Raw genomic sequence first — 22,450 nt, 5'->3', positions numbered from 1 at the left:
TGTCATGTTGCCGTTTTTGAAAAGTCTGACCACCGCCGCACTGATCCTCGGCAGCGCCTGCGCCAGTGCCGCCGAGGCCGGCAATGCCGATGAGATCATCCGTCAGGTGCGCGATCGCAATGACGGGAACAGCTTCATGTCCCAGGTTTCGCTGATCCTGCATGACAAGAAAGGCAATACCCGGGTTCGCGAGTTCACCTACCTGCAAAAGGATTACCCGGACAGCGACAAGTTCAGCATGTACTTTTCCGCGCCGACCGATGTCCGTGACGTGGCCTTCCACATCGAAAACCCGCACGAACCCCTCGGCCTGGAAGACAGCCAGTGGATGTACCTGCCGGTCAGCCGTCAAACCCGCCGCATCTCCACCACCGACAAGCGCGGCTCGTTCATGGGCAGTGAGTACTCGTACGCCGATCTGGACAAGATCCGCGTCAAGGACTACTCGCAGAAACTCGTCGGCGAAGAACAGATCAAGGGCCGCGACTGCTACGTGATCGAGCGCGAACCCGCCTCCCCCGAAGTGCTGGCCAAGACCGGTTACAACAAGCTGAAGGTGTGGATCGACAAGCAGAATTTCCTGGTCATGCGTCAGGACTTCTTCGACGTCAAAGGTGTGCTGATCAAGCAGATGCGCACGCAGAAAGTCGCGACCATCGATTCGATCGACAGCATCGTGCTCAGTGAGACCGAACACTTTATCGACGGCACGCGCTCGGAAATGCGCTTCAACCAGTTGCAGTACAACGTCTCTCTGGAAGACCGCCTCTTCACCCAGACCGCCATCAAACGCGGGCTGAAAACCGGTGACCTGCCGGACTTTGCCGTGTCTGCCCGCTAAGCGCCGACCCCGACGACCTGGAACCGCATGATCATGGAAAGATATCTGAATTTCGTCGAGCGCTATGCGCGGGCGATTGTTTTCCTGCTGGTGGCGATTACGGCGTATTTCACTTATACGCTGGGCGCGCTGGTGTCCGACACCAACCCTTATCTGCTCAAGGAAAGCCACCCGGCGCGCAAGACCATCATCGATTTGCAGGGTGAGTTCACCGGCACGTTCGACTCGGTGATGGTGGCGCTGAACAACCCGCAAACGGTGTTCAACAAAAACACGCTCAACGCGCTGTTTTCGATGTCGCAGTCGGTGCGCAAGATGATCCTGGCCAACGATGCCGACAAGGATCAGTTGGCGCAGATCGTTGCCCGGCACCCGGACGACAGTCGTGCGCAGTTGTTGACCCGGGACATTCTCGAGGGTGGTTTTTCGCAGAACGATTACGCCAACGCCAAGGCCTTGCGTGATCATGCCCAGAGCCAGAACTGGGATTCCCATGATCAGCTGTTCCTGACCTTTCTCGCCGAGCGGATCAACCCGATCCGCGAAATGGCCTCGATGGGCGACCTGGAAAACATCGTCCTGACCGACGACGGCGAGTTGTTGATCCACAAAACCCTCAATGCCTATGACATGGACCCGGCGCTGGTCGAGTCGCAGATCATGGGCAACGAGTTGATGGTCGACGGGGTGGTGTCAAAGGACAAGAAAGTCGCGATGCTGGTGGCTGAACTCGGCACCAAGCAGGACGACGCCCAGGCGCAATTGCGCGCCTATCAGATCGTGCGCGGCATCGTCGCGCAGTATCAGGCCGAGCACCCGGAGTACAAGGACGAAATCTTCATTGCCGGCATGCCGATCTTCATCGCCGCGCAGCAGGAGATCATCGATCACGACCTGGCGGTGTTGTTCCCGATCGTGTTTTTGCTGATTACCTTGCTGCTGATTTTCTTCTTCCGCAAACCACTGGGCGTGCTGCTGCCGCTGTTCAATATTCTGTTCTGCACCATCTGGACCTTGGGCCTGATGGCGCTGTTGCGGGTGCCGTTCGACCTGCTGACCAGTGTGCTGCCGGTGTTCCTGTTCACCATTTGCTGCTCCGATGCGATCCATGTGATGGCTGAATATTACGAGCAGAAAAACGCGGGCAAGAGCAATCGTGAGGCCAACCGCGAAACCCAGCGCTTGATGGTGGTGCCGGTGGTGTTGACGACCGTGACGACCATCGCCACGTTCATGATTTCCACCACCAACAACATTGTCAGCATCCGCAATTTCGGCGTGTTCATGTCGATCGGTCTGACCGCGGCGCTGATCATTTCGTTGTTGCTGATTCCGGCGTGGATTTCCATTTGGGGCAAGGATCAGCCGCAGCAGGCCAAGGCTGAAGTGCACAAGGAATCGATCATCTCGCGGTATCTGGTGGCGTTCTGTGCCTGGATGATCCGCTTTCGCAAACCGATCCTGATGGTCATGCTGCCGTTGCTGGCACTGGCCACCGTGTTCACCTTCCGCGTCGATATTGAAGACTCCGGCATTGCTTACTTCAAGCCGGAAAGCCACATTCGCGTGTCCGATCAGTTCATCAACCACGCCAAAGTAGCGGGCACGGCGCCGGGCTGGATCGCCATCGACAGCAAAGAACCACGCGGCGTGCTGACCACCGAAGTGGTGCAGTTCATCGATAAGCTCGACCACTTCATCAAACAGCAGCCGAACGTCAGTTACGGCTACTCGCTGGCGACTTACGTCAAGCGCATGAACCTGGTGCTCAACGACATGAACCCGGAATATCTGCGGGTACCGAATGCCGTGGAGAAAGTAACGTCGGTCAATGATGACGGGCAGATCGAGCGCTTTGAAGTGCCGGGCAATTCGCTGATCGAGCAGCACGTGATGCTGTTCGAAAACGGTGGCGGTTCGGACCTGAACAACGTGCTCAATGCCGACTTCTCCAAGGCCCTGACCCTGTACACCATGACCTCGTCGGTCGCCAGCGACTATCAGGGCATGCTCGACCGCCTAGACGCCTGGCTACTGGTGAACAAACCGGCCAACCTTGAGGTGACCCACGCCGGCACGCCGTTGATCTGGACCGGGGTGTTGCAGGAAATCACTCAGGGTCAGGTGCTGAGTTTTTCCCTCGCCTTGCTGGTCGTCACGTTGATGATGATGTACTGGCTCAAATCGGTACGCCTCGGGGTGCTCGGCATGTTGACCTTGCTGACCACGTCGGTGACGGTCTACGGCTTCATGTTCCTGTTCGGCATCGAGCTGAACATCGGCACGACGCTGGTGACGTTCCTCGTGGTCGGGGTGGTCGATTACGCCGTGCACCTGCTGTCGCGGATCAAGTTGCTGGTGCAGCAGGGCATTGAGATCGACGCGGCTATCTTGCAGGCGATGCACAGCGTCGGCCGTTCGACGGTGATCAACGTGGTGATCTTCTCCGTGGGCTTCATGGCGCTGCTGTTTTCCGACTTCAAGCCGATTGTCGATCTCGGCGCATTGGTGGCGATGGCGCTGTTTTCCAGCGGGGTCATGACCATTGTCCTGGTGACGCTGGTATCGCCGTGGTTCTTTGCGGCGATTACGCCGGTGCATGCGCCGGTTCAAGCGCTGCGCACAGAAGGGGAGGCGGTGCCGGGCTGACTCGCCAACGACCGGGCGCGCCTGCCCTGAGACGACAGGCGAACCCGGTCATGCGGCGCAGCAGGGTTTTCAGTTCAGGGTAGTGCCCGGGTTTTTTTCGCCATAACGGGCAATGCGCTCGAACTGACATTCCTGTCGCGCATCGTTGAGGTTGTTTTCGAACGCTTCGAGGCCGTCGTGCAACTGCTGCAAATCGCCGATCTGGGTCACCAGTTCGGCTTTTTTTTCGGCAATGGCTCGTTGCGCCATGTCCCATGGGAATTCGTCGCCGCGGTAGTTGTTGAGGATCACCTGCAGCTCTTTGAGCTTGAAACCCAGTTGCTGGGCGCACTTGATGAACGTCAACACCTCGACACTTTGCTGGCTGTAGATGCGGTATTTGCCTTCACGCTTGGGCTCTGGCAACAGGCCGATTTCTTCGTAATGGCGAATGCTTTTGACTGTGGTGCCCGACAGCTGGGCGGCTTTGCCGATATACATAAGGTCCGTCTCGATGGTCAAACATAGCGTAGCGCGATCAGGCGTCATGCCGGATCGGCGGCGATTATATGTCCAATACCATCGGAAAATTGCAACTGCGCGTAAATGACGTGCACAGGCGACGGACGGGCTCGTGAAGGGAACCCGAAGAGGCACTGACGGCGGCGGGTGCGCCGTCAGTTGAGGCGGCTGGAAAACCCTAGACGGCGGCGGTCACGCGCGCCTTTTCCAGCCAGGCATCGCGCTGGTTTGGCTTGGAGCCAAGGATCGGCCCGAAGGTCAGCGTCTTCAGTGGCTTGATGCCGCAGAATTCCAGCGTGGTCTTGCGCATCTGATTCAGCCCCGGCATCCCATAGATCCATTTGTAGTACCAGTACGGCGTGTCCATGGTCACCAGCAAATGCGCGGTGCGGCCCTTGAGCAGCTTGTCGGGGAAGGCTTTGCCTTCGCGATATTTGAAGGCGAAACCCGGCAGGAAAATCCGGTCGACGAAGCCTTTCAACAGCGCCGGAATCCCGCCCCACCAGATCGGATAGACGAATGTCAGGTGCTCGGCCCAGGTGATATCGGCCTGCGCTTGCAGCAGGTCCGGCTCCAGTGGCTGCACCTTGTTGTAGCCTTCGTGCAGGACCGGGTCGAACTCCAGCGCATCCAGACGCAGCAGCCGCACGTCATGCCCGGCGTCCTTGGCGGCCTGAACGTAAGTCTCACTCAATGCCCCGCAAAAGCTGTCGGTGGAGGGGTGACCCAGTATCACGAGCATTCGTTTGCTCATTGTGTGTACTCCTGAAATGAAGCGCACAGGATAGAGTCTGCCCCTAGCGGTAGAGTCAAGGCACCAGCGCATCAAACAAGGCCCGGGCGTAACCGGGCAGGTGGTCGAAGTCCCGCGCGCACAATTGCAGAGTGCGATGCGCCCAGACTTCGTCCAGCGGCCGGCACGTTATCGAGTGCACCGCCGCCCAGCGCTCGATGGCCACCTTGGGCACGATGGCCAGCCCCGCACCTCGCGCCACCATGCGCATGACGGCCTCGAAGCCATCGGCACGGATCCGGATCGACATGCGCTGGCCGATGTGCAGCGCTTGTTCCTCCAAGTGAATCGCCAGCGCGCTGTGGCTGCCAAGCGCCACGTAGTCGTGCGCCAGGGTTTCACCAAACGTCAGCGACGCCTGACTCGCCAAAACATGCTCGGGGGGCAGGATCAGCACCAATGGATCGTCGCGAAAGGGTCGGGTTTGCAGGCCGTGGGTGTCGACCGCATCGGAGACGATCCCCAGGTCCGCCGCGCCCTGGCGCAAGGCGTGAGTGATGCGCGCGCTGGGCAGTTCCTGCAAGTCGATGTCGAGATTGGGATGATCGCGCAGGAAGTCCGCGAGTACTTCCGGCAGGTATTCGGTGATCGCCGTGGTGTTGCACAGCAAACGCACCTGACCTTTGACGCCTTGGGCATAGTCGGCCAGATCCTGCTGCAGGCGCTCGGCCTGTTGCAGGAGGATGCGCGCGTGCTGGGCCAGCGCCTTTCCGGCGGCCGTCGGTGTGACGCCACGGCGGCCGCGCTCAAGAAAATCGACGCCAAGCGAGGCTTCCATGGCGCGGATTCTGGCGCTGGCGGCGGCCAGGGATAAATGGCTGCGGGCTGCGCCGGCGGTGATGTTGCCGGTGTCGAGGATGTGCAGGTAGAGGCGCAGGTCGGTGAGGTCGAAGTGCATGAGGGTGGCCTCTGGTTTTAGTGGGTTTGGGCTGGCCCCTTCGCGAGCAGGCTCGCTCCCACAGGGGAATTGTGTACGACACCCATCCAATGTGGGAGCGAGCCTGCTCGCGAAGGGGGCAGTCGCCTAATGAAAATATCAGCCTCTTGTTAAAAGAGAGGCTTCCTCAGTATATGGCAGATTTTCAACCGCCCTCGACCGGCGCACATTAGCGCCATGAACACACTCGCAGATTTCTACCAAAACCTCGGCCTGGCCCTTTCGTTACTGGTGATCGCCACTTTCATCCTGGCCGGTCTGGTCAAAGGCATCATCGGCCTCGGCCTGCCCACCGTTGCCATGGGCCTGCTCGGTCTGGCTATGGCACCTTCGCAGGCAGCGGCGTTACTGATCATCCCGGCAACACTGACCAACCTGTGGCAACTGGCATTCGGTGGTCATTTGAAAGGGCTGATCAAACGCCTGTGGCCGATGCTGCTGATGATCTTCCTCGGCACCGGCGTCGGCACATTGTGGATCGGCATGGCGGGCGGACATTGGGTGGTGCGCGGACTGGGCGCGGCGCTGTTGCTGTATGCGTTGAGCGGATTGTTCCTGCCGACGCTGCACATCAAGCCTCGCCATGAACCCTGGCTTGGCCCGGTCTGCGGTGTCATCACTGGCGCTATTACGTCGGCCACTGGCGTGTTTGTCATCCCGGCCGTGCCGTATATGCAGGCGCTCAATTTAAGTCGCGATGAACTGGTGCAAGCGCTCGGCCTGTCCTTCACCGTTTCGACCCTGGCGCTGGCCGGCGGCCTGTTCTGGCGCGACGCCCTTGGTGGCGGCGAGTTGAGTGCCTCGCTGCTGGCGCTGATTCCGGCCGTACTCGGCATGCTGCTCGGCCAATGGCTGCGGCAGCGAATCAGCGCCATCCTATTCAAGCGCGTGTTCTTCGTCGGTCTGGGCGCGCTCGGCGCCCACTTGCTGATCAGCGGTTAGCCGATGCTTCGCTGAGCATGTCGATCAGGCGGATATCGAAGTCGCGCTCCAGATAGTCCATGCGCTGCTCGAAAAACTGCTTCATGTGCGGCAGCGCCGAATGCACATCGAGATGGGCCTGGGATTCCCAGATCTCGTAGAAGATGAACAGCGTCGGATCTTCTTTATCGCGCAGCATGTGGTACTCGATGCAGCCCGGTTCGGCGCGACTCGGCTCGACATAGGCGCGAAACAGCGCTTCGAAAGCCTCGGCTTTTTCCGGGCGGGTCTTGGCGTGCAGGATGAAACCCTGGCGTTCACTCATCACAACAACTCCTCGGATTCAGATGGCTGCGGATGCTACGGCAACAATCCACTGTCGATTCGTGCGTTTTACTCAAATGTATTTTGCGCAACCCTGGCTTATTCCGCGTGAGGCGGATCGTTAATCTGCGGCCATTCAATTTTCCCTTCTCCATCCAGCCCAAGGGCTGCGCCGAGGCTTTCTCATGAAAAAAGTGCTGTTGCTCAATGGCGGTAAAAAGTTCGCCCACTCCGACGGTCGCTACAACACCACCCTGCATGAGGCCGCGCTGAGCGTGCTGGATCGTGGCGGTGTCGACGTCAAAACCACTTTCATCGACGAGGGCTATGACGTCGCCGCAGAAGTGGCGAAATTTCTCTGGGCCGACGTGATCATTTATCAGATGCCGGGCTGGTGGATGGGCGCGCCGTGGACGGTAAAAAAGTACCTCGACGAAGTCTTCACCGAAGGCCACGGCAGCCTCTATGCCAGCGATGGTCGTACCCGTTCCGATGCCTCGCAGAAGTACGGCAGCGGCGGTCTGATTCAGGGCAAGCAATACATGCTGTCGCTGACCTGGAACGCGCCGCAGCAAGCCTTCGATGATCCGAATGATTTCTTCGAAGCCAAAGGCGTCGACGCGGTGTACTTCCCGTTTCACAAGGCTAATGAATTTTTGGGCATGACTGCTTTGCCGACCTTCCTCTGTGTGGACGTGATGAAACGCCCGAACATCGAAAATGATGTGGCGCGCTACGAGCAGCATTTGAGCGAGGTGTTTGGCCTCAAGGCTTGAGTGGTTTCGGGCTACTATCGGTTGTAACAGCAAAAGATCGCAGCCTTCGGCAGCTCCTACAGGGGAACGCATTTCACTGTAGGAGCTGCCGAAGGCTGCGATCTTGGCGATTTCAAAGAGGACACCCGTGAAAGCCAGATCCGATGAGTTGCAGATTTTCGTCTGTGTGATCGAGTGCGGTTCGATTTCCGCTGCTGCCGAGCAGGTCGGGCAGACGCCGTCGGCGGTCAGTCGCACGCTGTCGCGGCTGGAAGCCAAGCTTGATACCACGCTGATCAACCGCACCACGCGGCGCATGGACCTGACCGAGGAGGGCAAGTATTTCTTCGAACAGGCCAAGCTGATTCTCGACCAGATGGAGCAACTCGAAGAGCGGCTGTCCTCGCGCCAGCAAACCCCGTCCGGGCGCTTGCGGATCAACGCCGCATCGCCATTCATGCTCCACGCCGTTGTCCCGTACATCGACGAATTCCGCCGGCTCTACCCGGACATCCAGCTCGAACTCAACAGCAATGACCTGATCATTGACTTGCTGGAACAAAGCACCGATATCGCCATCCGTATCGGCACCCTCGCCGATTCCACGTTGCACGCACGTTCGCTCGGTTGCAGTCCGCTGCTGATCGTCGCCAGTCCCGCGTATCTGAAAAAACACGGCACGCCGCAGCAAGTGGCTGACCTCAGCGAACACACCTTGCTCGGCTTCACCCAGAACGAAGGCCTCAACCAATGGCCGCTGCGCTATGTGCACGGTGATCGCTGGCCGATCACCGCGGCCATCAGCGCCTCCAGCGGCGAGACCGTGCGGCACCTGGCGCTGGAAGGGCAAGGCATCGCCTGCCTGTCGCACTTCATGACCATCGACGACATTCGCGCCGGGCGTTTGCAGGTCGTGTTGGCGGAATTCAACAGCGGTTATCGCCAACCGATCAACGCCGTGTACTACCGTAATTCGCAACTGGCGCTGCGCATTCAGTGCTTCCTCGACTTCATCCAGAGCAAACTCGCGGCCTACGCCAGCGCCGACTTCAAGGGCTGATTCGTGATCTCTGCGCAAGAGTGAATTGGGCGAGGGCGGGTTTTTCCCTCGGATCCACAGGCCGATACTCGTCCCATCACTTATTCACGCAGGGAGTTATTCCATGAACGTATTCGTCACCGGCGCTGCCGGTTTTATCGGCGGCTCGATCGCTACCGGTCTGGTCAAGGCCGGGCACAAAGTCACAGGCCTGGTGCGCAGCGTCGAACAGGCTGAAGAACTGAAAGCGCTCGGCATGACTGCGCTCATCGGCACCCTTGATGACAAAGCCCTGCTCGCCGAACAGGCCCGCGCTGCCGATGCGGTGATCAACGCCGCCAGCAGCGACCATCGCGGTGCAGTTGAAGCGTTGCTTGATGCCTTGCGCGGTTCCAACAAAGTATTCCTGCACACCAGCGGTTCGAGCATTGTTGGCGATGCATCCGGCGGCAAGTCCAGCGACGTCATCTATTTCGAAGACAACCTGCCGGAGCCGACCGTCGACAAGGCCGCCCGCGTGGCCATCGACAACCTGATCCTCGCCGCGGCGCAGGACGGCGTGAATTCGGCAGTGATCTGCAACACGCTGATCTATGGTCACAGTCTAGGCGTCAATCGCGACAGCGTGCAATTGCCGCGACTGCTCAAACAAGCACGCAAAAGCGGCGTAGTGCGCCATGTCGGCACAGGCCAGAACATCTGGTCCAACGTGCACATCGAAGACGTCGTCGCCCTCTACCTGCTGGCGCTGACCAAAAACGTCCCGGGCACGTTCTACTTTGTCGAAAGCGGCGAAGCCTCGTTCATCGACATGACCACCGCCATGGCCGAAGCCCTGAACCTGGGCCAACCACAAGACTGGCCACTGAAAGACGCCGAAGCGGAGTGGGGCTACGAAATGGCCAACTACGGCCTAGGCTCCAACAGCCGAGTGCGCGGCAAACACGCCCGCGAACTGCTGGGTTGGGTGCCGAAGCGCACCTCGGTGGTTGAATGGATTCGTAACGAAATGGTGTGATTGCAGTTTGAGCCCCGCCGGGCTTTGTGATCACCCTTTAGAACGGCTGCCATCGTGCAGCCGTTTTCGTTTCGGGCTTTGCGCTTGTGTCACGTCAGACCTATGGTGCTCTGAACATTGCCAGTTCAGCAGGTACAAGGATGATTAACCGTTATGACGCAGAAGGGGCGCAAAGCAGCTTTCAGCCCGGCTCGAATGAGCAAGTGCTGAGCAATAAACTGGGAGTTATCGAACCCGAAGACATGGATGATGCAGAGCTGGTTTTGTTGGAAAAGCTCTACCAATCTGTGCTCATCGAGCATTTGCCTGATCGGTCAATCACTGTTCAGGATCTGAAGGATTGGCATCGACACTGGCTCGGGAACATCTATCCATGGGCGGGCGATGTCCGTGCGGTAAATTTGGGCAAGGATGGATTTTTCTTCGCCGCTGCGCCGCAAATTCCTCGGTTGCTCGACGTATTTGAAAGGGACTGTCTTGCCAAATACACGCCATGTCGGCCCGATCTGGACGAGAACCTGATTCGCGCCATTGCTGTCACGCACGTCGAGTTCATCCTGATTCATCCCTTTCGTGAAGGTAACGGACGCTTGTCGCGATTACTGGCGGATGTCATGGCCGTGCAGGCGGGCTACGTGCCGCTGGACTACAGCAGTTGGGAGCGGAATAAAGAGGCTTATTCTGCAGCCATCAACCAAGGGCTGAAATGCAACTACGAACCCATGGAGTATTGGGTACGACAGGCGTTGTGGACTTGAGGCGGGGCTACTTGGCCAGGGACAAATGCAGAAATTTACTGGATCTGAGTTTGAGTTTGCGCTCAATGGTCTCCACGCTTTGACCCGTCTCGATGGCTGTCGAACTGGCAACTGCGCGGATCAACGTTTCGGTTGTCAGTTTTTTTTTGGTGCGAGGTGTGGGGCTCATGGCAGGGACTCCGCGGAGGTTGTCAGGCGAGTATAGCGCTTGGCTGGATTTGAAAAATATAACGTATGGCTGGACACCGAACCGGTGGGAGCTGGCTTGCCAGCGATAGCGGTCGGTCAGTCAGCATTTAAGTTGAATGTGCAGCCATCATCGCTGGCAAGCCAGCTCCCGCAGGTTTTGCGCATCCTGTCTGGAGGACTGCGATCAAAACTGTGGGAGCGAGCTTGCTCGCGAAAGCGGTGGATCAGTCGGCAAAGATGTTGAATGTGAAGTCGCCTTCGCGAGCAGGCTCGCTCCCACATTGGTTTCTCGTTCACCGAAAAGCCATGTAAATCCCGGCCTACGATTTTCATTAATCACGACAAGACATATCCATCCGCGACACGCCTTGCCTCTCCACGAAAATTACTTTCATGTGGTTTGAAATCTCGATCTCGAAATGATTTATGAGTTTCACAACCCATTCGAACGTGACCCTTGCGAGGAGTACCGCATGACGCCTTCCTTCGGCTATTGGCTGCTGGTCTACGCCGCCGTCGCCATCATTGCTTTGATCGTGCTGATCGCCCGTTACCGGCTCAATCCGTTCATTGTCATCACGCTGATTTCCATTGGTCTGGCACTGGTGGCGGGGATGCCGCCGTCGGGTGTGGTGGGGGCGTATGAGGCCGGGGTCGGCAAGACGCTCGGGCACATTGCGCTGGTGGTGGCGCTGGGGACGATGCTCGGCAAGATGATGGCCGAGTCCGGTGGCGCGGATCAGATGGCGCGCACGTTGATCGATAAGTTTGGTGAAAAGAACGCGCACTGGGCGATGGTCTGCATCGCGTTTCTGGTGGGGCTGCCGCTGTTCTTCGAAGTCGGTTTCGTGTTGCTGGTGCCGATTGCCTTTACCGTGGCGCGGCGCGTCGGCGTGTCGATTCTGATGGTCGGTTTGCCGATGGTCGCGGGGCTGTCGGTGGTGCATGCGCTGGTACCGCCGCACCCGGCGGCGATGCTGGCGGTGCAGGCCTATCAGGCGTCGGTCGGGCAGACGTTGTTGTATGCGATTGCCATCGGCATTCCGACCGCAATCATCGCTGGCCCGCTGTACGCCAAATTCATCGTGCCGCGTATTCAATTGCCGGCGGATAACCCGCTGGAAAAACAATTCCTCGACCGCGAACCGCGCGACAAACTGCCGGGTTTTGGCATCACCATGGCGACCATTCTGTTGCCGGTGGTGTTGATGCTGATCGGCGGTTGGGCCAACCTGATATCCACACCGGGCAGCGGTTTCAACCAGTTCCTGTTGTTCATCGGCAACTCGGTGATTGCGCTTTTGCTGGCGACATTGCTGAGCTTCTGGACGCTTGGGATTGCGCAGGGTTTCAACCGTGAATCGATCCTCAAGTTCACCAACGAATGTCTGGCGCCGACCGCCAGCATTACTTTGCTGGTCGGCGCGGGCGGTGGTCTGAACCGGATTCTGGTCGATGCCGGTGTGACCGATCAGATTGTCGGCCTCGCCCACGAATTTCACCTGTCGCCGCTGATCATGGGCTGGCTGTTTGCGGCGCTAATGCGGGTCGCCACCGGTTCGGCCACGGTGGCGATGACCACGGCGTCTGGCGTGGTCGCGCCCGTTGCCATCGGTCTGGGTTATCCACACCCCGAACTGTTGGTGCTGGCGACCGGTGCCGGGTCGGTTATCTTTTCCCACGTCAACGACGGCGGCTTCTGGTTGATCAAGGAATACTTCAACATGACGGTCGCGCAGACGTTCAAGACCTGGACCGTGCTTGAGACGCTGATCTCGCTGGTCGCTTTCGGTCTGACCGTCGGCCTTTCTTACCTGCTGTAACCGGAGCCCGCCGCCATGGACATCCTCTACCAGATCCGCGCCCGCCAGGATTCCTTCAGCGCCGGCGAAGGGCGCATCGCCCGGCTGATGCTCGACGACGTCGGCTTTGCCGCCTCCGCCAGCCTCGAAGATCTGGCGCAACGCGCCGAAGTCAGCACCGCCACACTGTCGCGGTTTGCCCGCACCGTCGGCTGTCGTGACCTGCGCGATCTGCGTCTGCAACTGGCCCAGGCCAGCGGCGTCGGCAGTCGTTTTCTCGACCCGGCGGGCACGCCTGAACAGTCGGCGTTTTACGGGCAGATTGTCGGCGATATCGAAACCACGTTGCGTCAGCACTTGGCCGGGTTCGACGAATCACGCTTCGCCGATGCGGTGAAATTGCTCGGCCAGGCGCGGATGATTCACGCGTTCGGCATGGGCGGTTGCTCGACCCTGTGCAGCGATGAATTGCAGGTACGTCTGGTGCGCCTCGGCTACCCGATTGCGGTGTGTCACGACGCGGTGATGATGCGTGTCACTGCCGCCAGCCTCAACGCCGAACAGGTGCTGATCGTCTGCTCGCTGACCGGCATCACCCCGGAATTGCTGGAGACTGTCGAGCTGGCGCGCAACTACGGCGCGCGCATCCTCGCCATCACTCGTGCCGACTCGCCGCTGGCGGAACTGGCCGACATCGTCCTGCCGCTGCAAGGCGCAGAGACATCGTTCATCTACAAACCGACGGCGGCGCGTTACGGCATGTTGCTTGCCATCGACGTGCTCGCGACCGAGCTGGCGCTGGCCAATCCTGAAGACAATCAAGAACGTCTTCGGCGGATTAAACTCGCCCTCGACGAATACCGTGGCGGCGACGATCACCTGCCGCTGGGAGACTGACATGCTGTACGACACGCTGATTCGCAACGCCCTGATCATCGACGGCAGCAACACGCCCGGCTACTGCGCCGATGTGGCGATTTTCAACGGTCGCATCGAACGGATCGGCGACTTGCATGACGCCACCGCCAAAGAAGAAATCGACGCCGCCGGGCGTGTGCTGGCGCCGGGTTTTATCGACGTGCACACCCACGACGACACCGTGGTCATCCGCCAACCCGAGATGCTGCCCAAGCTCAGCCAGGGCGTGACCACGGTGATTGTCGGCAACTGTGGGATCAGCGCGTCGCCGGTCAGTCTGAAAGGCAATCCGCCGGATCCGATGAATCTGCTCGGTACGGCAGCGGCATTCGTTTATCCACGCTTCAGCGATTACCGCGCCGCAGTCGAAGCGGCCAACACCACGTTGAATGTGGCAGCGTTGGTCGGGCATACGGCGCTGCGCAGCAATCACCTCGATGACTTGTTCCGCACCGCGACGCCTGCCGAAATTGCCGCCATGCGCGAGCAGTTGCGCGAAAGTCTAGAGGCCGGTGCACTGGGGTTATCCACAGGTCTGGCCTACGCCAGCGCCTACAACGCTTCCACCGATGAAGTCATGCAACTGACCGAAGAACTCACGGCATTCGGCGCGGTGTACACGACCCACCTGCGCAGCGAATTCGCCCCGGTGCTGGAAGCGATGGATGAGGCGTTTCGCATCGGAAAACACGCACAGTCACCAGTGATCATTTCCCACCTCAAATGCGCCGGTGTCGGTAACTGGGGGCGTAGTCCGCAGTTGCTCGCCTCACTCGAAGAAGCGGCGAAAACCCATCCGGTCGGCTGCGACTGCTATCCGTATGCGGCGAGCTCCTCGACGCTGGATCTGAAGCAAGTCACCGATGCCCACCGCATCACCATCACCTGGTCGACGCCGCACCCGGAAGTCAGCGGCCGCGACCTGATCGACATCGCCGCCGAATGGAACATGCCGCTGCTCGACGCCGCCAAACGCCTGCAACCGGCGGGCGCGGTGTACTACGGCATGGACGAGGCGGACGTACGAAGAATCCTCGCGCACCCGTTGTCGATGGTGGGCTCTGACGGACTGCCGGAAGACCCGTTCCCGCACCCACGCCTGTGGGGCGCTTTCCCACGGGTGCTCGGACATTTCAGTCGCGACGTCGGGCTGTTTCCGCTGCACACCGCCGTACACAAGATGACCGGTCTGTCGGCAGCGCGATTTGGCTTGAAGGAAAGGGGCGAGATCCGTGAAGGACATTGGGCTGATCTGGTGTTGTTCGATCCGGCGACCGTGCGTGATGTGGCGGATTTCAGTGATCCGCAACGCGCGGCACAGGGTATTGATGGCGTGTGGATTAACGGCGTGTTGAGTTATCACGATGGTCAGGCGAATGGCCGGAGGGAGGGGCGTTTTCTGGCACGCGAAGGTGATTTGCGCCAAGGGTTTCATTGATTCTGATGGCGCCAAAAGATCGCAGCCTTCGGCAGCTCCTACAGTGGAACGTATATCCCTGTAGGAGCTGCCGAAGGCTGCGATCTTTTGATTCACGTCTCATAGTGGCACTCTGAGATTAAAGAAAGTCATCAACAGGCCGAATTGCTGACATCCAGCCCGGCTACACTCTTGGGCCAACCAGTCAGGGAGCACCCCATGAGCTTCGGCAAAACCACTCCGATCCTGCGGATTTTCGATGAAGCCAAAGCCGTAGAATTCTACGTCGACTTCCTTGGCTTCAAGATCGACTGGCAGCATCGTTTCGAAGCGAACTTCCCGTTGTATCTGCAAGTGTCGCGGGGGGAGTGTGTGCTGCATTTGTCTGAGCACCATGGCGATGCCACGCCCGGTTCGGCGCTGCGCATCGAGACCGATGAGCTGGAAGCGTTTCAGCAGCAGTTGGTGGCCAAGGATTACAAGTTTTCGCACCCGCAGATTCAGGCGATGCCGTGGGGCAGTCAGGACATGACCATTGCTGACCCCTTTGGCAATCGGTTGGTGTTTACCAACGCGATCAGTGTTTGAAGCAGTTTCAAGCCGCCCAGAAAAGCCCGCAGCCAAACCATCACGGTTTGACTGCGGGTTTTTTCGTTACTCGGTCGGCACTAATCGATCCAGCACGCGATTAACCGCCAACTCCGCAAGCATCACCACCTGCGCGATGCCTTGCAGGGTCTTGCGGTGGGTGCCTTCAACCAGCGCGATGTGGTTGTTGATCATGACGGTGGCCGAACCCAGTGTTTCACTGGCATCCACCAACAGGGATTCGTTATCGGACTCGGGGTGTGCCATGTACAGCGCGTTGGGTTTGTAGGGCGCGGCCATGATCTCGGCGGTTGGTGGGCCTAGGTAATGGTCGAGGGCGCGTTCGGCGGCTTCGTGGAATTTCTTTGAATCAGACGATTCGTAGGGCGAGGCCGGGTCGGTGACCGGCGGGTTTGGCGTTACTTTGAACATTGAGTCTTTCTCCAGAAGAGCTGCAGCCATCTCGCTACTAAACGAAAGGGGAGGCAGCTGTGCGCAAGTTAGTAGACCGGTAGAAGACTCAAGATCCGGCGCACCCGAAGATGCCATGCGCACAGCTACCATCAAGTGCAAGCCAAAGCCCGACTGGATGCTTCTTGTGCAACCGTAAGTCAACTAATCCGGGCTACTAAACCCGATCACTGGGAATCAGTGACCCGATTGAAGTTACGCAGCATGGCCAGGGCGCACAAGCCGGCGGATTCTGGCTTAGGCGTAGGCAGCGGCGCAAGGATTTGTGGGTGGTTTCGCGTAACGCTGAGTGTCCTTAAACGTCTGCGCTAAAAGATGTTTATTGCGATCGGAAATTGGGGATTTGCCTGTCGGGTTTTTGGTGCGGCGACGGACGCCTTCGCGAGCAGGCTCGCTCCCACAGTGAGTTGTGCTGTCCACAAAACCTGAGTCCACTACAGTTCAACTGTGGGAGCGAGCCTGCTCGCGAAGGGGCCCGCACAATCACCCCCGATGCGTCTGCCGAAACTCCCCTGGCGGCATCCCGCGCCGACTCTTGAACGCACGATGAAACGAACGCGGTTCGGTAAACCCCAGATACAGGGCTATGTCCTGAATCGGCAACGTACTGTTCAACAGGTAATGCTCAGCCAGCTCCTGACGCAAATCATCGAGAATCTGCTGATACGATGTCCCCGCCTGATGCAACTGCCGCTGCAACGTCCGCACGGAAACAGCGAGCTGTTCGGCGACCTGTTCCTTGCGTGGCAGGCCTTCCTTGAGCAACTGCCGCAGAATGTTCTTCACCTGCTGTTCCAGCGACGCATCCTCCAGTGTCGCCATCAAGCCCAGCGCATGTTCTTCCAGCGTGCGCAGCAACTGCGCATCGGCCTGGCGCAACGGCAACTGCAAATAAGCCAGCGGCACGACCAGCGCCGAATACGGCTGATCGAACAACACCGGGCAATCAAAAAACGCTTCGTACTGCGCTGGCGTGGCCTCCGCCGGGCATGAGTGCTCCAGCCAGACCGCGGCCGGCGACATCTGCGTGTCGGCAATCCAGCGCGCATATTGCAGCCATGACCCCAACACGTTCTCCACCAGATGCCGACGAATGCGCGGGCGCTGATAACGGCAAGTCCAGATCAGATGCACGTGACCGTCCTGAACCTCGGCGCGGCTGACGCCCATGTCGCCGACCAGTTTCTCGAACGGCATGATCCGGCTCATCGCATCGCCGAGGGTCGCGCAGTTCATGGTGATGTAACCGAGCACGCTCCACGAATTGGGCAGGACGAAATTCGCCGCGTTGAGCCCGAACAACGGATCGCCCGAGTGCTCGCAGAAATACTCCAGCAACCGTTCATGCGCCTCACCGGGCAAACGCAGGGTGTTGTCGCTCAACTGCTGCGCCTGCAAACCCGCTGCTGCCAACGCCGGCTCGATGGCCATGCCCAGTTGTTCGGCGTGGCGCAGGTATTTGAGCAGGGGCGGAACCGAGGTGTAGCCGAGCGATTGCATGATCGTATTCCCTTGATCAAAGCGTGCATGAGCGGATGAATGCCTGAAAGGTAATTTGAAACCACGGCTAAAGTAAATGGCTGACGCTTGCGCGACGTTTGACTCAATTGGCTACACGAACTGGCCGGATGCGACCGTGACACTTTTCGGCCGCCGACTAGTATGGACGCCTGAAATATCGCTGATAAGAACCGAAAAAGGACACACGCATGCGACGCTGGAACGGCTGGGGAGATGCAACCACGGTGGTCGAACTGCCGGCCCAGGGCGCGAGTTTTCTCGCCGAACGGTTGGGCGACGGTCGAGCGCTGCCCGATGCGACGCTGGAAACGGCGCTGGCCCGCGTGCCTGAATCGCGGTTGCGGGCTCACACGTTGTACAGCGTCGATGCTCATGACCGGTTACTGCACGCTCGCGGCCAGAGCCTGCCGGATTGGCTGGCGTTACGCGAAGGCACGTTGGGCAATTATCCCGATGCGGTGGCATTCCCCGAGACAGCCGAGCAGATCCGCCAATTGCTGGTGCTCGCCCATGAACAAGACCTGTGCCTGATTCCTTACGGCGGCGGCACGTCGGTGGTCGGGCACATCAACCCGCCGGATTCCGCGCGGCCGGTGGTGACGGTGTCGCTGGCGCGGATGAATCGTCTGATCGACCTTGATGAACAAAGCTTGCTGGCAACGTTCGGCCCCGGTGCCAGTGGTCCACAGGTGGAAAGTCAGCTGCGGGCGCGGGGTTACACGCTGGGGCATTTTCCGCAGTCGTGGGAGCTGTCGACGTTGGGCGGTTGGGTTGCCAGCCGTTCCAGTGGTCAGCAATCACTGCGTTATGGGCGGATCGAGCAATTGTTCGCCGGGGGCACGCTGGAAACGTTCGCCGGCCCTCTGCAAATCCCCACGTTCCCGGCCTCGGCCGCCGGCCCCGATCTGCGTGAAGTGGTGCTGGGCTGCGAGGGGCGTTTCGGGATCATCTCTGAGGTCAAGGTGCGGGTCAGCGCGCTGCCTGCCGATGAGCGTTTCTACGGTGTATTTCTGCCCTCTTGGACCAAGGCACTGCAAGCCATCCGTCAATTGGCTCAGGCGCGCGTGCCGCTGTCGATGCTGCGCCTGTCCAACGCCGTGGAAACCGAAACGCAACTGGCACTGGCCGGTCATCCGCAACAAATCGCCTGGCTGGAAAAGTACCTGAAGCTGCGCGGCGCCGGTGCGGGCAAGTGCTTGCTGACCTTTGGCGTGACCGGCAATCGCCGACAAAACGCATTGTCGCTGACACAGGCACGGCAACATTTGAAGGCCTTCGGCGGCGTGTTCACTGGCACCTTGCTCGGCAAGAAATGGGCGCAGAACCGCTTCCGTTTCCCCTACCTGCGCGAGAACCTGTGGAACGCCGGTTACGTGGTCGACACCCTCGAAACCGCCACCGACTGGAGCAATGTCGACCACCTGCTCAACCTCGTTGAAAACAGCCTGCGCGAGGCCTTGGCCGCTGAAGGCGAGCGGGTGCATGTGTTCACTCACCTGTCCCACGTTTACGGTGAAGGGTCGAGCATCTACACCACCTACGTGTTTCGCCCGGCGGCGGATTACCCCGCGACGCTGGCGCGCTGGCAGGCGCTCAAGCATGCGGCCAGCCAGACCATCGTCGACAACCACGGCACCATCAGTCACCAACACGGTGTCGGCAAGGATCACGCGCCGTATCTGTTGCGTGAGAAGGGCGCACTGGCGATGGACACCTTGCAGGCGTTGAGCAAACACTTCGATCCGGCTGGGCGCCTCAACCCCGGCACGCTGTTGCCGGAGTGACGGCCATGAGTCCGGACTGGAACGCCGCGTGGCGCCAGCAGGTTTTGCCGACGCTGGCCGATCAGACCTGGGATCTGATTGTCATCGGCGGCGGTATCAGCGGCGCCGGCATCCTGCGCGAAGCGGCGCGTCGAGGCTGGCGCTGTCTGCTGCTGGAACAGCGCGATTTTGCCTGGGGCACCTCCAGTCGATCGTCGAAAATGGTCCACGGTGGTTTACGTTACATCGCCAAAGGCCAGTGGCGCCTGACCCGCGACTCGGTGCGCGAACGTCAGCGTTTGCTCGACGAAGCGCCGGGGCTGGTCGAGCCGATGAGTTTCATGATGCCGCACTATCGCGGCGGCTTTCCCGGGCCTCGGGTTTTGGGTGGTTTGTTGTCGGTGTACGACGCCTTGGCCGGGCGGCGCAGCCACCGTTTTCATGACGCGCAGCAACTGCGATATCTGGCGCCGGGCGTGAAGGAACCCGAGTTGCTCGGCGGCACCTGTTTTGTCGATGCGCTGACCGATGATGCGCGGCTGGTGATGCGTGTATTGAGCGAGGCGCGGGCCGACGGCGCGGTGATGCTAAACGGCGTGCGCGTTGAGCATTTGCTGCGTGAAGACGGGCGCGTGTGCGGGGTTCAGGTTGAGGACTGCGAGGCTGGCGCGTCCCTGCAGTTGCGCTGTGGCGTGCTGGCCGTGGCCACCGGCGCTTGGGCTGAACGCCTACGACCCGCCGAGGCACCACGGCAATTGCGCCCGTTGCGCGGCAGTCATTTGTTGTTGCCGGGCTGGCGTCTGCCGGTGGCGCAGGCATTCACCTTTTTGCATGAGCGTGATCGGCGACCGGTGTTTGTTTTTCCGTGGGAAGGCGCGACAGTGGTCGGCACCACGGATCTGGATCATCACGAAAATCTGGATCAAAGCGCGAGCATCAGCGCTGAAGAACTCGACTATTTGTTGGCGGCTTGCACGCAACAGTTCCCCGGCGCCGAAGTGGTTGCCGCCGATGTGCTTTCGACCTGGTCGGGCGTGCGTCCGGTGGTCGGTGGCGTGGGGGCGAATCAAGACAAACCCTCTAACGAAACCCGTGAGCACGTGCTGTGGCAGGAACCGGGTTGCGTGACCCTGGCCGGCGGCAAACTGACGACGTTTCGCCCGCAAGCCATCGAAGTACTCAAGGCTTGCGCGGCAATACTTGATCGGCCGTTTGATGATGACGCCGCGCCGGTGTTCGCCGCCGTGCCGCCGCTGGCGATCCCCGGACTTGGCGCGCAGCAGTGGCGGCGTCTGGCCGGGCGGCATGGACGAGACTTGCCAAGACTGGCGCAACGGCTCACGGAACTGGGCCACGACACGGTCGGCAACACCGACACCTTGTGGGCCGAACTGGCCTTCGCCTGCGAAGCAGAACTGGTCTTGCACCTCGACGATCTGCTGCTGCGCCGCACGCGTCTGGGCCTGCTGTTGCCGCGCGGTGGCGAAGAATATTTCGCCGCCATCCGCCAACTCTGCCAGCCTCGACTGGGCTGGAGCGACGAACACTGGCAGCAGGAAGAACAGCGTTATCGGGCGTTGTGGCAACGCCATCACGGTTTGCCGGATGTCACGCCTTGATGCCCCCAGAAGAGAGCTCCATGGATAACCACCCGAACAAGCGTTACCTGCTGGCCATCGACAACGGCACCCAGAGCGTGCGCGCGCTGCTCTTCGATCTGCAGGGTAATTTGCTCGGTAAAGGCAAAGTCGAGTTGCAGGCCTATTACTCGACGCAACCGGGCTGGGCCGAGCAGGATCCGGAATATTACTGGGCGAAACTCGGCGAGGCCTGCCAGCAAGTCTGGCAACAAACCGGCATTGATCGCTCAGAGATTGCCGGCGTTTCCCTGACCACACAGCGCGGCACCGTGATCAATGTCGATGCCGAAGGCAAACCGTTGCGCCCGGCGATTCTGTGGCTTGATCAACGCCAGAGTGAGGTCGAAGGTGGAATAAAAGGGCCGTGGGGGTGGCTGTTCAAACTGGTCGGTGCGCAGGCCACCGTGGACCATTTTCGCGCCCAGGCCGAGGCCAACTGGATCGCCAAGCATCAACCTGACGTGTGGGCGGCGACCGACAAGTTTTTGCTGCTCTCGGGGTTTCTCACCCATCGCTTGTGTGGGCGTTTTGTCGACTCTGTGGGTTGCTGCGTCGGCTACCTGCCGTTCGACTTCAAACGCCTGAAATGGGCTGCGCCGAGTGACTGGAAATGGCAGGCCCTGGTCGTGCGCCCCGAGCAACTGCCGACCCTGCACAAACCCGGTGAAACCCTCGGCTACATCACCGCGCAAGCCAGCCGCCACACCGGGATTCCCGAAGGGCTGCCGCTGATCGCTGCCGGCGCCGACAAGGCTTGCGAAGTGGTCGGCTCTGGCGTGGTCGATGCGAGCACGGTGTGCCTGTCCTACGGCACCACGGCGACGATTACCAGCACCCGCTCGCGCTATCTGGAAATCGTCCCGTTGATCCCGCCATATCCATCGGCGGTGCCGGATCAGTACAACTGCGAGGTGATGATTTATCGCGGTTACTGGATGGTCAGCTGGTTCAAGAACGAGTTCGGTTTGCGCGAGATGCAGCAGGCGAAAGAGCAGGGTATCGAGCCTGAGCAGTTGTTCGATGCACTGGTTGATGCGGTGCCGCCGGGGTCGATGGGCTTGATGCTGCAACCGTATTGGTCGCCGGGGATTCGTGAGCCAGGTGTCGAGGCGAAAGGCGCGATGATCGGCTTCGGCGATGTGCACACCCGCGCGCATATTTACCGGGCGATTCTGGAAGGGCTGGCGTATGCGTTGCGTCAGGGCCTGGAGAACATCGAGCGGCGTTCGAAGGTGTCGGTCAAACGGCTGCGTGTTGCTGGCGGCGGTTCGCAAAGTGATGCGGCGATGCAGCTGACGGCGAACATTTTTGGCCTGCCCGCCGAGCGTCCGCACGTGTACGAAGCGTCCGGCCTGGGCGCGGCGATTTGCTGCGCGGTAGGGTTGGGGCTGCATGCGGATTTCCCTACCGCAATCGCGGCGATGACTCGGGTGGGCGCGGTGTTCATGCCGCAACCCGAGGCGCAAAAAATCTACGAGCAACTGTACAAAGAGGTCTACCTGCGCATGTACCGCCAACTCAAGCCTCTGTATCAGAGCATCCGCAAAATCACCGGTTACCCCGCCTGACAGAACACTGTAAATCCCGGTGGGAGCGAGCCTGCTC

General features: G+C 59.9%; 20 protein-coding genes. 14 read left to right on the top strand and 6 right to left on the bottom strand.

Annotated elements, in window-relative coordinates; translation table 11 throughout:
- Window positions 1-4 precede the first annotated feature (4 nt).
- Window positions 5-841 carry an outer membrane lipoprotein-sorting protein gene (locus tag ATI02_RS11505; RefSeq protein WP_100846317.1) on the top strand — a complete coding sequence of 279 codons (837 nt, stop codon included), beginning with the start codon at window positions 5-7 and terminating at the stop codon, window positions 839-841.
- 33 nt (window positions 842-874) lie between these two features.
- On the top strand, window positions 875-3,490 hold the full coding sequence (locus tag ATI02_RS11500) for an efflux RND transporter permease subunit (protein ID WP_100848456.1): 2,616 nt from the start codon (window positions 875-877) through the stop codon (window positions 3,488-3,490).
- 69 nt (window positions 3,491-3,559) lie between these two features.
- Here the strand turns inward: ATI02_RS11500 and ATI02_RS11495 are convergent, their stop codons facing one another.
- From ATI02_RS11495 to ATI02_RS11485, 3 genes are all read right to left on the bottom strand, one after another.
- A complete protein-coding gene (locus tag ATI02_RS11495; RefSeq protein WP_100846316.1) occupies window positions 3,560-3,970 on the bottom strand; it encodes a MerR family transcriptional regulator in 411 nt (136 codons plus the stop codon).
- A 199-nt stretch (window positions 3,971-4,169) separates the two neighbouring features.
- A complete protein-coding gene (locus tag ATI02_RS11490) occupies window positions 4,170-4,745 on the bottom strand; it encodes an NAD(P)H-dependent oxidoreductase (RefSeq protein WP_016984258.1) in 576 nt (191 codons plus the stop codon).
- Window positions 4,746-4,800: 55 nt separating this feature from the next.
- Window positions 4,801-5,682 (bottom strand): LysR substrate-binding domain-containing protein, encoded by an 882-nt coding sequence (locus tag ATI02_RS11485; protein ID WP_016984259.1) that lies wholly within the window; start codon window positions 5,680-5,682, stop codon window positions 4,801-4,803.
- 216 nt (window positions 5,683-5,898) lie between these two features.
- Between ATI02_RS11485 and ATI02_RS11480 the strand changes: the two genes are divergently transcribed.
- Entirely contained in the window at window positions 5,899-6,663 is a 765-nt protein-coding gene (locus ATI02_RS11480) for a sulfite exporter TauE/SafE family protein (RefSeq protein ID WP_100846315.1), read from the top strand.
- Here the strand turns inward: ATI02_RS11480 and ATI02_RS11475 are convergent.
- Window positions 6,653-6,967, bottom strand: coding sequence for a putative quinol monooxygenase (locus ATI02_RS11475; protein ID WP_095191400.1), 315 nt, complete (start codon window positions 6,965-6,967; stop codon window positions 6,653-6,655). The genes ATI02_RS11480 and ATI02_RS11475 overlap by 11 nt on opposite strands.
- 184 nt (window positions 6,968-7,151) lie before the next feature.
- On the opposite strand from ATI02_RS11475, the gene mdaB reads away from it, so the two are divergent.
- The 8 genes from mdaB (at window position 7,152) to ATI02_RS11430 (ending at window position 15,450) form a co-directional block, all read left to right on the top strand.
- The gene (gene mdaB / locus ATI02_RS11470) at window positions 7,152-7,742 is read left to right on the top strand and encodes an NADPH:quinone oxidoreductase MdaB (protein WP_100846314.1); all 591 of its coding nucleotides are present in this window, start codon (window positions 7,152-7,154) and stop codon (window positions 7,740-7,742) included.
- A gap of 127 nt (window positions 7,743-7,869) precedes the next feature.
- Complete coding sequence (locus tag ATI02_RS11465; RefSeq protein WP_100846313.1) at window positions 7,870-8,781, top strand: LysR family transcriptional regulator; 912 nt, start codon at window positions 7,870-7,872, stop codon at window positions 8,779-8,781.
- A 103-nt stretch (window positions 8,782-8,884) separates the two neighbouring features.
- Window positions 8,885-9,778, top strand: coding sequence for an NAD-dependent epimerase/dehydratase family protein (locus tag ATI02_RS11460; protein ID WP_100846312.1), 894 nt, complete (start codon window positions 8,885-8,887; stop codon window positions 9,776-9,778).
- A gap of 140 nt (window positions 9,779-9,918) precedes the next feature.
- Window positions 9,919-10,536 (top strand): Fic/DOC family protein, encoded by a 618-nt coding sequence (locus ATI02_RS11455; RefSeq protein WP_100846311.1) that lies wholly within the window; start codon window positions 9,919-9,921, stop codon window positions 10,534-10,536.
- A gap of 662 nt (window positions 10,537-11,198) precedes the next feature.
- Entirely contained in the window at window positions 11,199-12,548 is a 1,350-nt protein-coding gene (locus tag ATI02_RS11445; RefSeq protein WP_095191404.1) for a GntP family permease, read from the top strand.
- Window positions 12,549-12,563: 15 nt separating this feature from the next.
- Entirely contained in the window at window positions 12,564-13,424 is an 861-nt protein-coding gene (locus tag ATI02_RS11440) for a MurR/RpiR family transcriptional regulator (protein ID WP_095191405.1), read from the top strand.
- 1 nt (window position 13,425) lies between these two features.
- Window positions 13,426-14,883 (top strand): N-acyl-D-amino-acid deacylase family protein, encoded by a 1,458-nt coding sequence (locus tag ATI02_RS11435; RefSeq protein WP_100846310.1) that lies wholly within the window; start codon window positions 13,426-13,428, stop codon window positions 14,881-14,883.
- A 198-nt stretch (window positions 14,884-15,081) separates the two neighbouring features.
- Window positions 15,082-15,450 (top strand): glyoxalase superfamily protein, encoded by a 369-nt coding sequence (locus tag ATI02_RS11430; RefSeq protein ID WP_095191407.1) that lies wholly within the window; start codon window positions 15,082-15,084, stop codon window positions 15,448-15,450.
- A gap of 66 nt (window positions 15,451-15,516) precedes the next feature.
- Here ATI02_RS11430 and ATI02_RS11425 read toward each other — a convergent pair whose 3' ends face one another.
- Together ATI02_RS11425 and gliR are read right to left on the bottom strand one after the other, a co-directional pair.
- Window positions 15,517-15,882 carry a DUF6124 family protein gene (locus ATI02_RS11425; RefSeq protein WP_095191408.1) on the bottom strand — a complete coding sequence of 122 codons (366 nt, stop codon included), beginning with the start codon at window positions 15,880-15,882 and terminating at the stop codon, window positions 15,517-15,519.
- Window positions 15,883-16,404: 522 nt separating this feature from the next.
- Window positions 16,405-17,421: an AraC family transcriptional regulator GliR gene (gliR, locus tag ATI02_RS11420; RefSeq protein WP_095190735.1), complete on the bottom strand. Its 1,017-nt coding sequence runs from the start codon at window positions 17,419-17,421 to the stop codon at window positions 16,405-16,407.
- A 209-nt stretch (window positions 17,422-17,630) separates the two neighbouring features.
- Between gliR and ATI02_RS11415 the strand changes: the two genes are divergently transcribed.
- The 3 genes from ATI02_RS11415 to ATI02_RS11405 are packed head-to-tail and all read left to right on the top strand — an operon-like array spanning window position 17,631 to window position 22,413.
- On the top strand, window positions 17,631-19,226 hold the full coding sequence (locus ATI02_RS11415) for an FAD-binding oxidoreductase (protein ID WP_100846309.1): 1,596 nt from the start codon (window positions 17,631-17,633) through the stop codon (window positions 19,224-19,226).
- Window positions 19,227-19,231: 5 nt separating this feature from the next.
- The gene (locus tag ATI02_RS11410; RefSeq protein ID WP_100846308.1) at window positions 19,232-20,824 is read left to right on the top strand and encodes a glycerol-3-phosphate dehydrogenase/oxidase; all 1,593 of its coding nucleotides are present in this window, start codon (window positions 19,232-19,234) and stop codon (window positions 20,822-20,824) included.
- A gap of 20 nt (window positions 20,825-20,844) precedes the next feature.
- Complete coding sequence (locus tag ATI02_RS11405; protein ID WP_095190732.1) at window positions 20,845-22,413, top strand: FGGY-family carbohydrate kinase; 1,569 nt, start codon at window positions 20,845-20,847, stop codon at window positions 22,411-22,413.
- Window positions 22,414-22,450: the final 37 nt, after the last annotated feature.

It is taken from the genome of Pseudomonas baetica (genome assembly GCF_002813455.1).
Lineage (GTDB): Bacteria > Pseudomonadota > Gammaproteobacteria > Pseudomonadales > Pseudomonadaceae > Aquipseudomonas > Aquipseudomonas baetica.
This window is presented reverse-complemented; position numbering and strand designations above follow the sequence as displayed.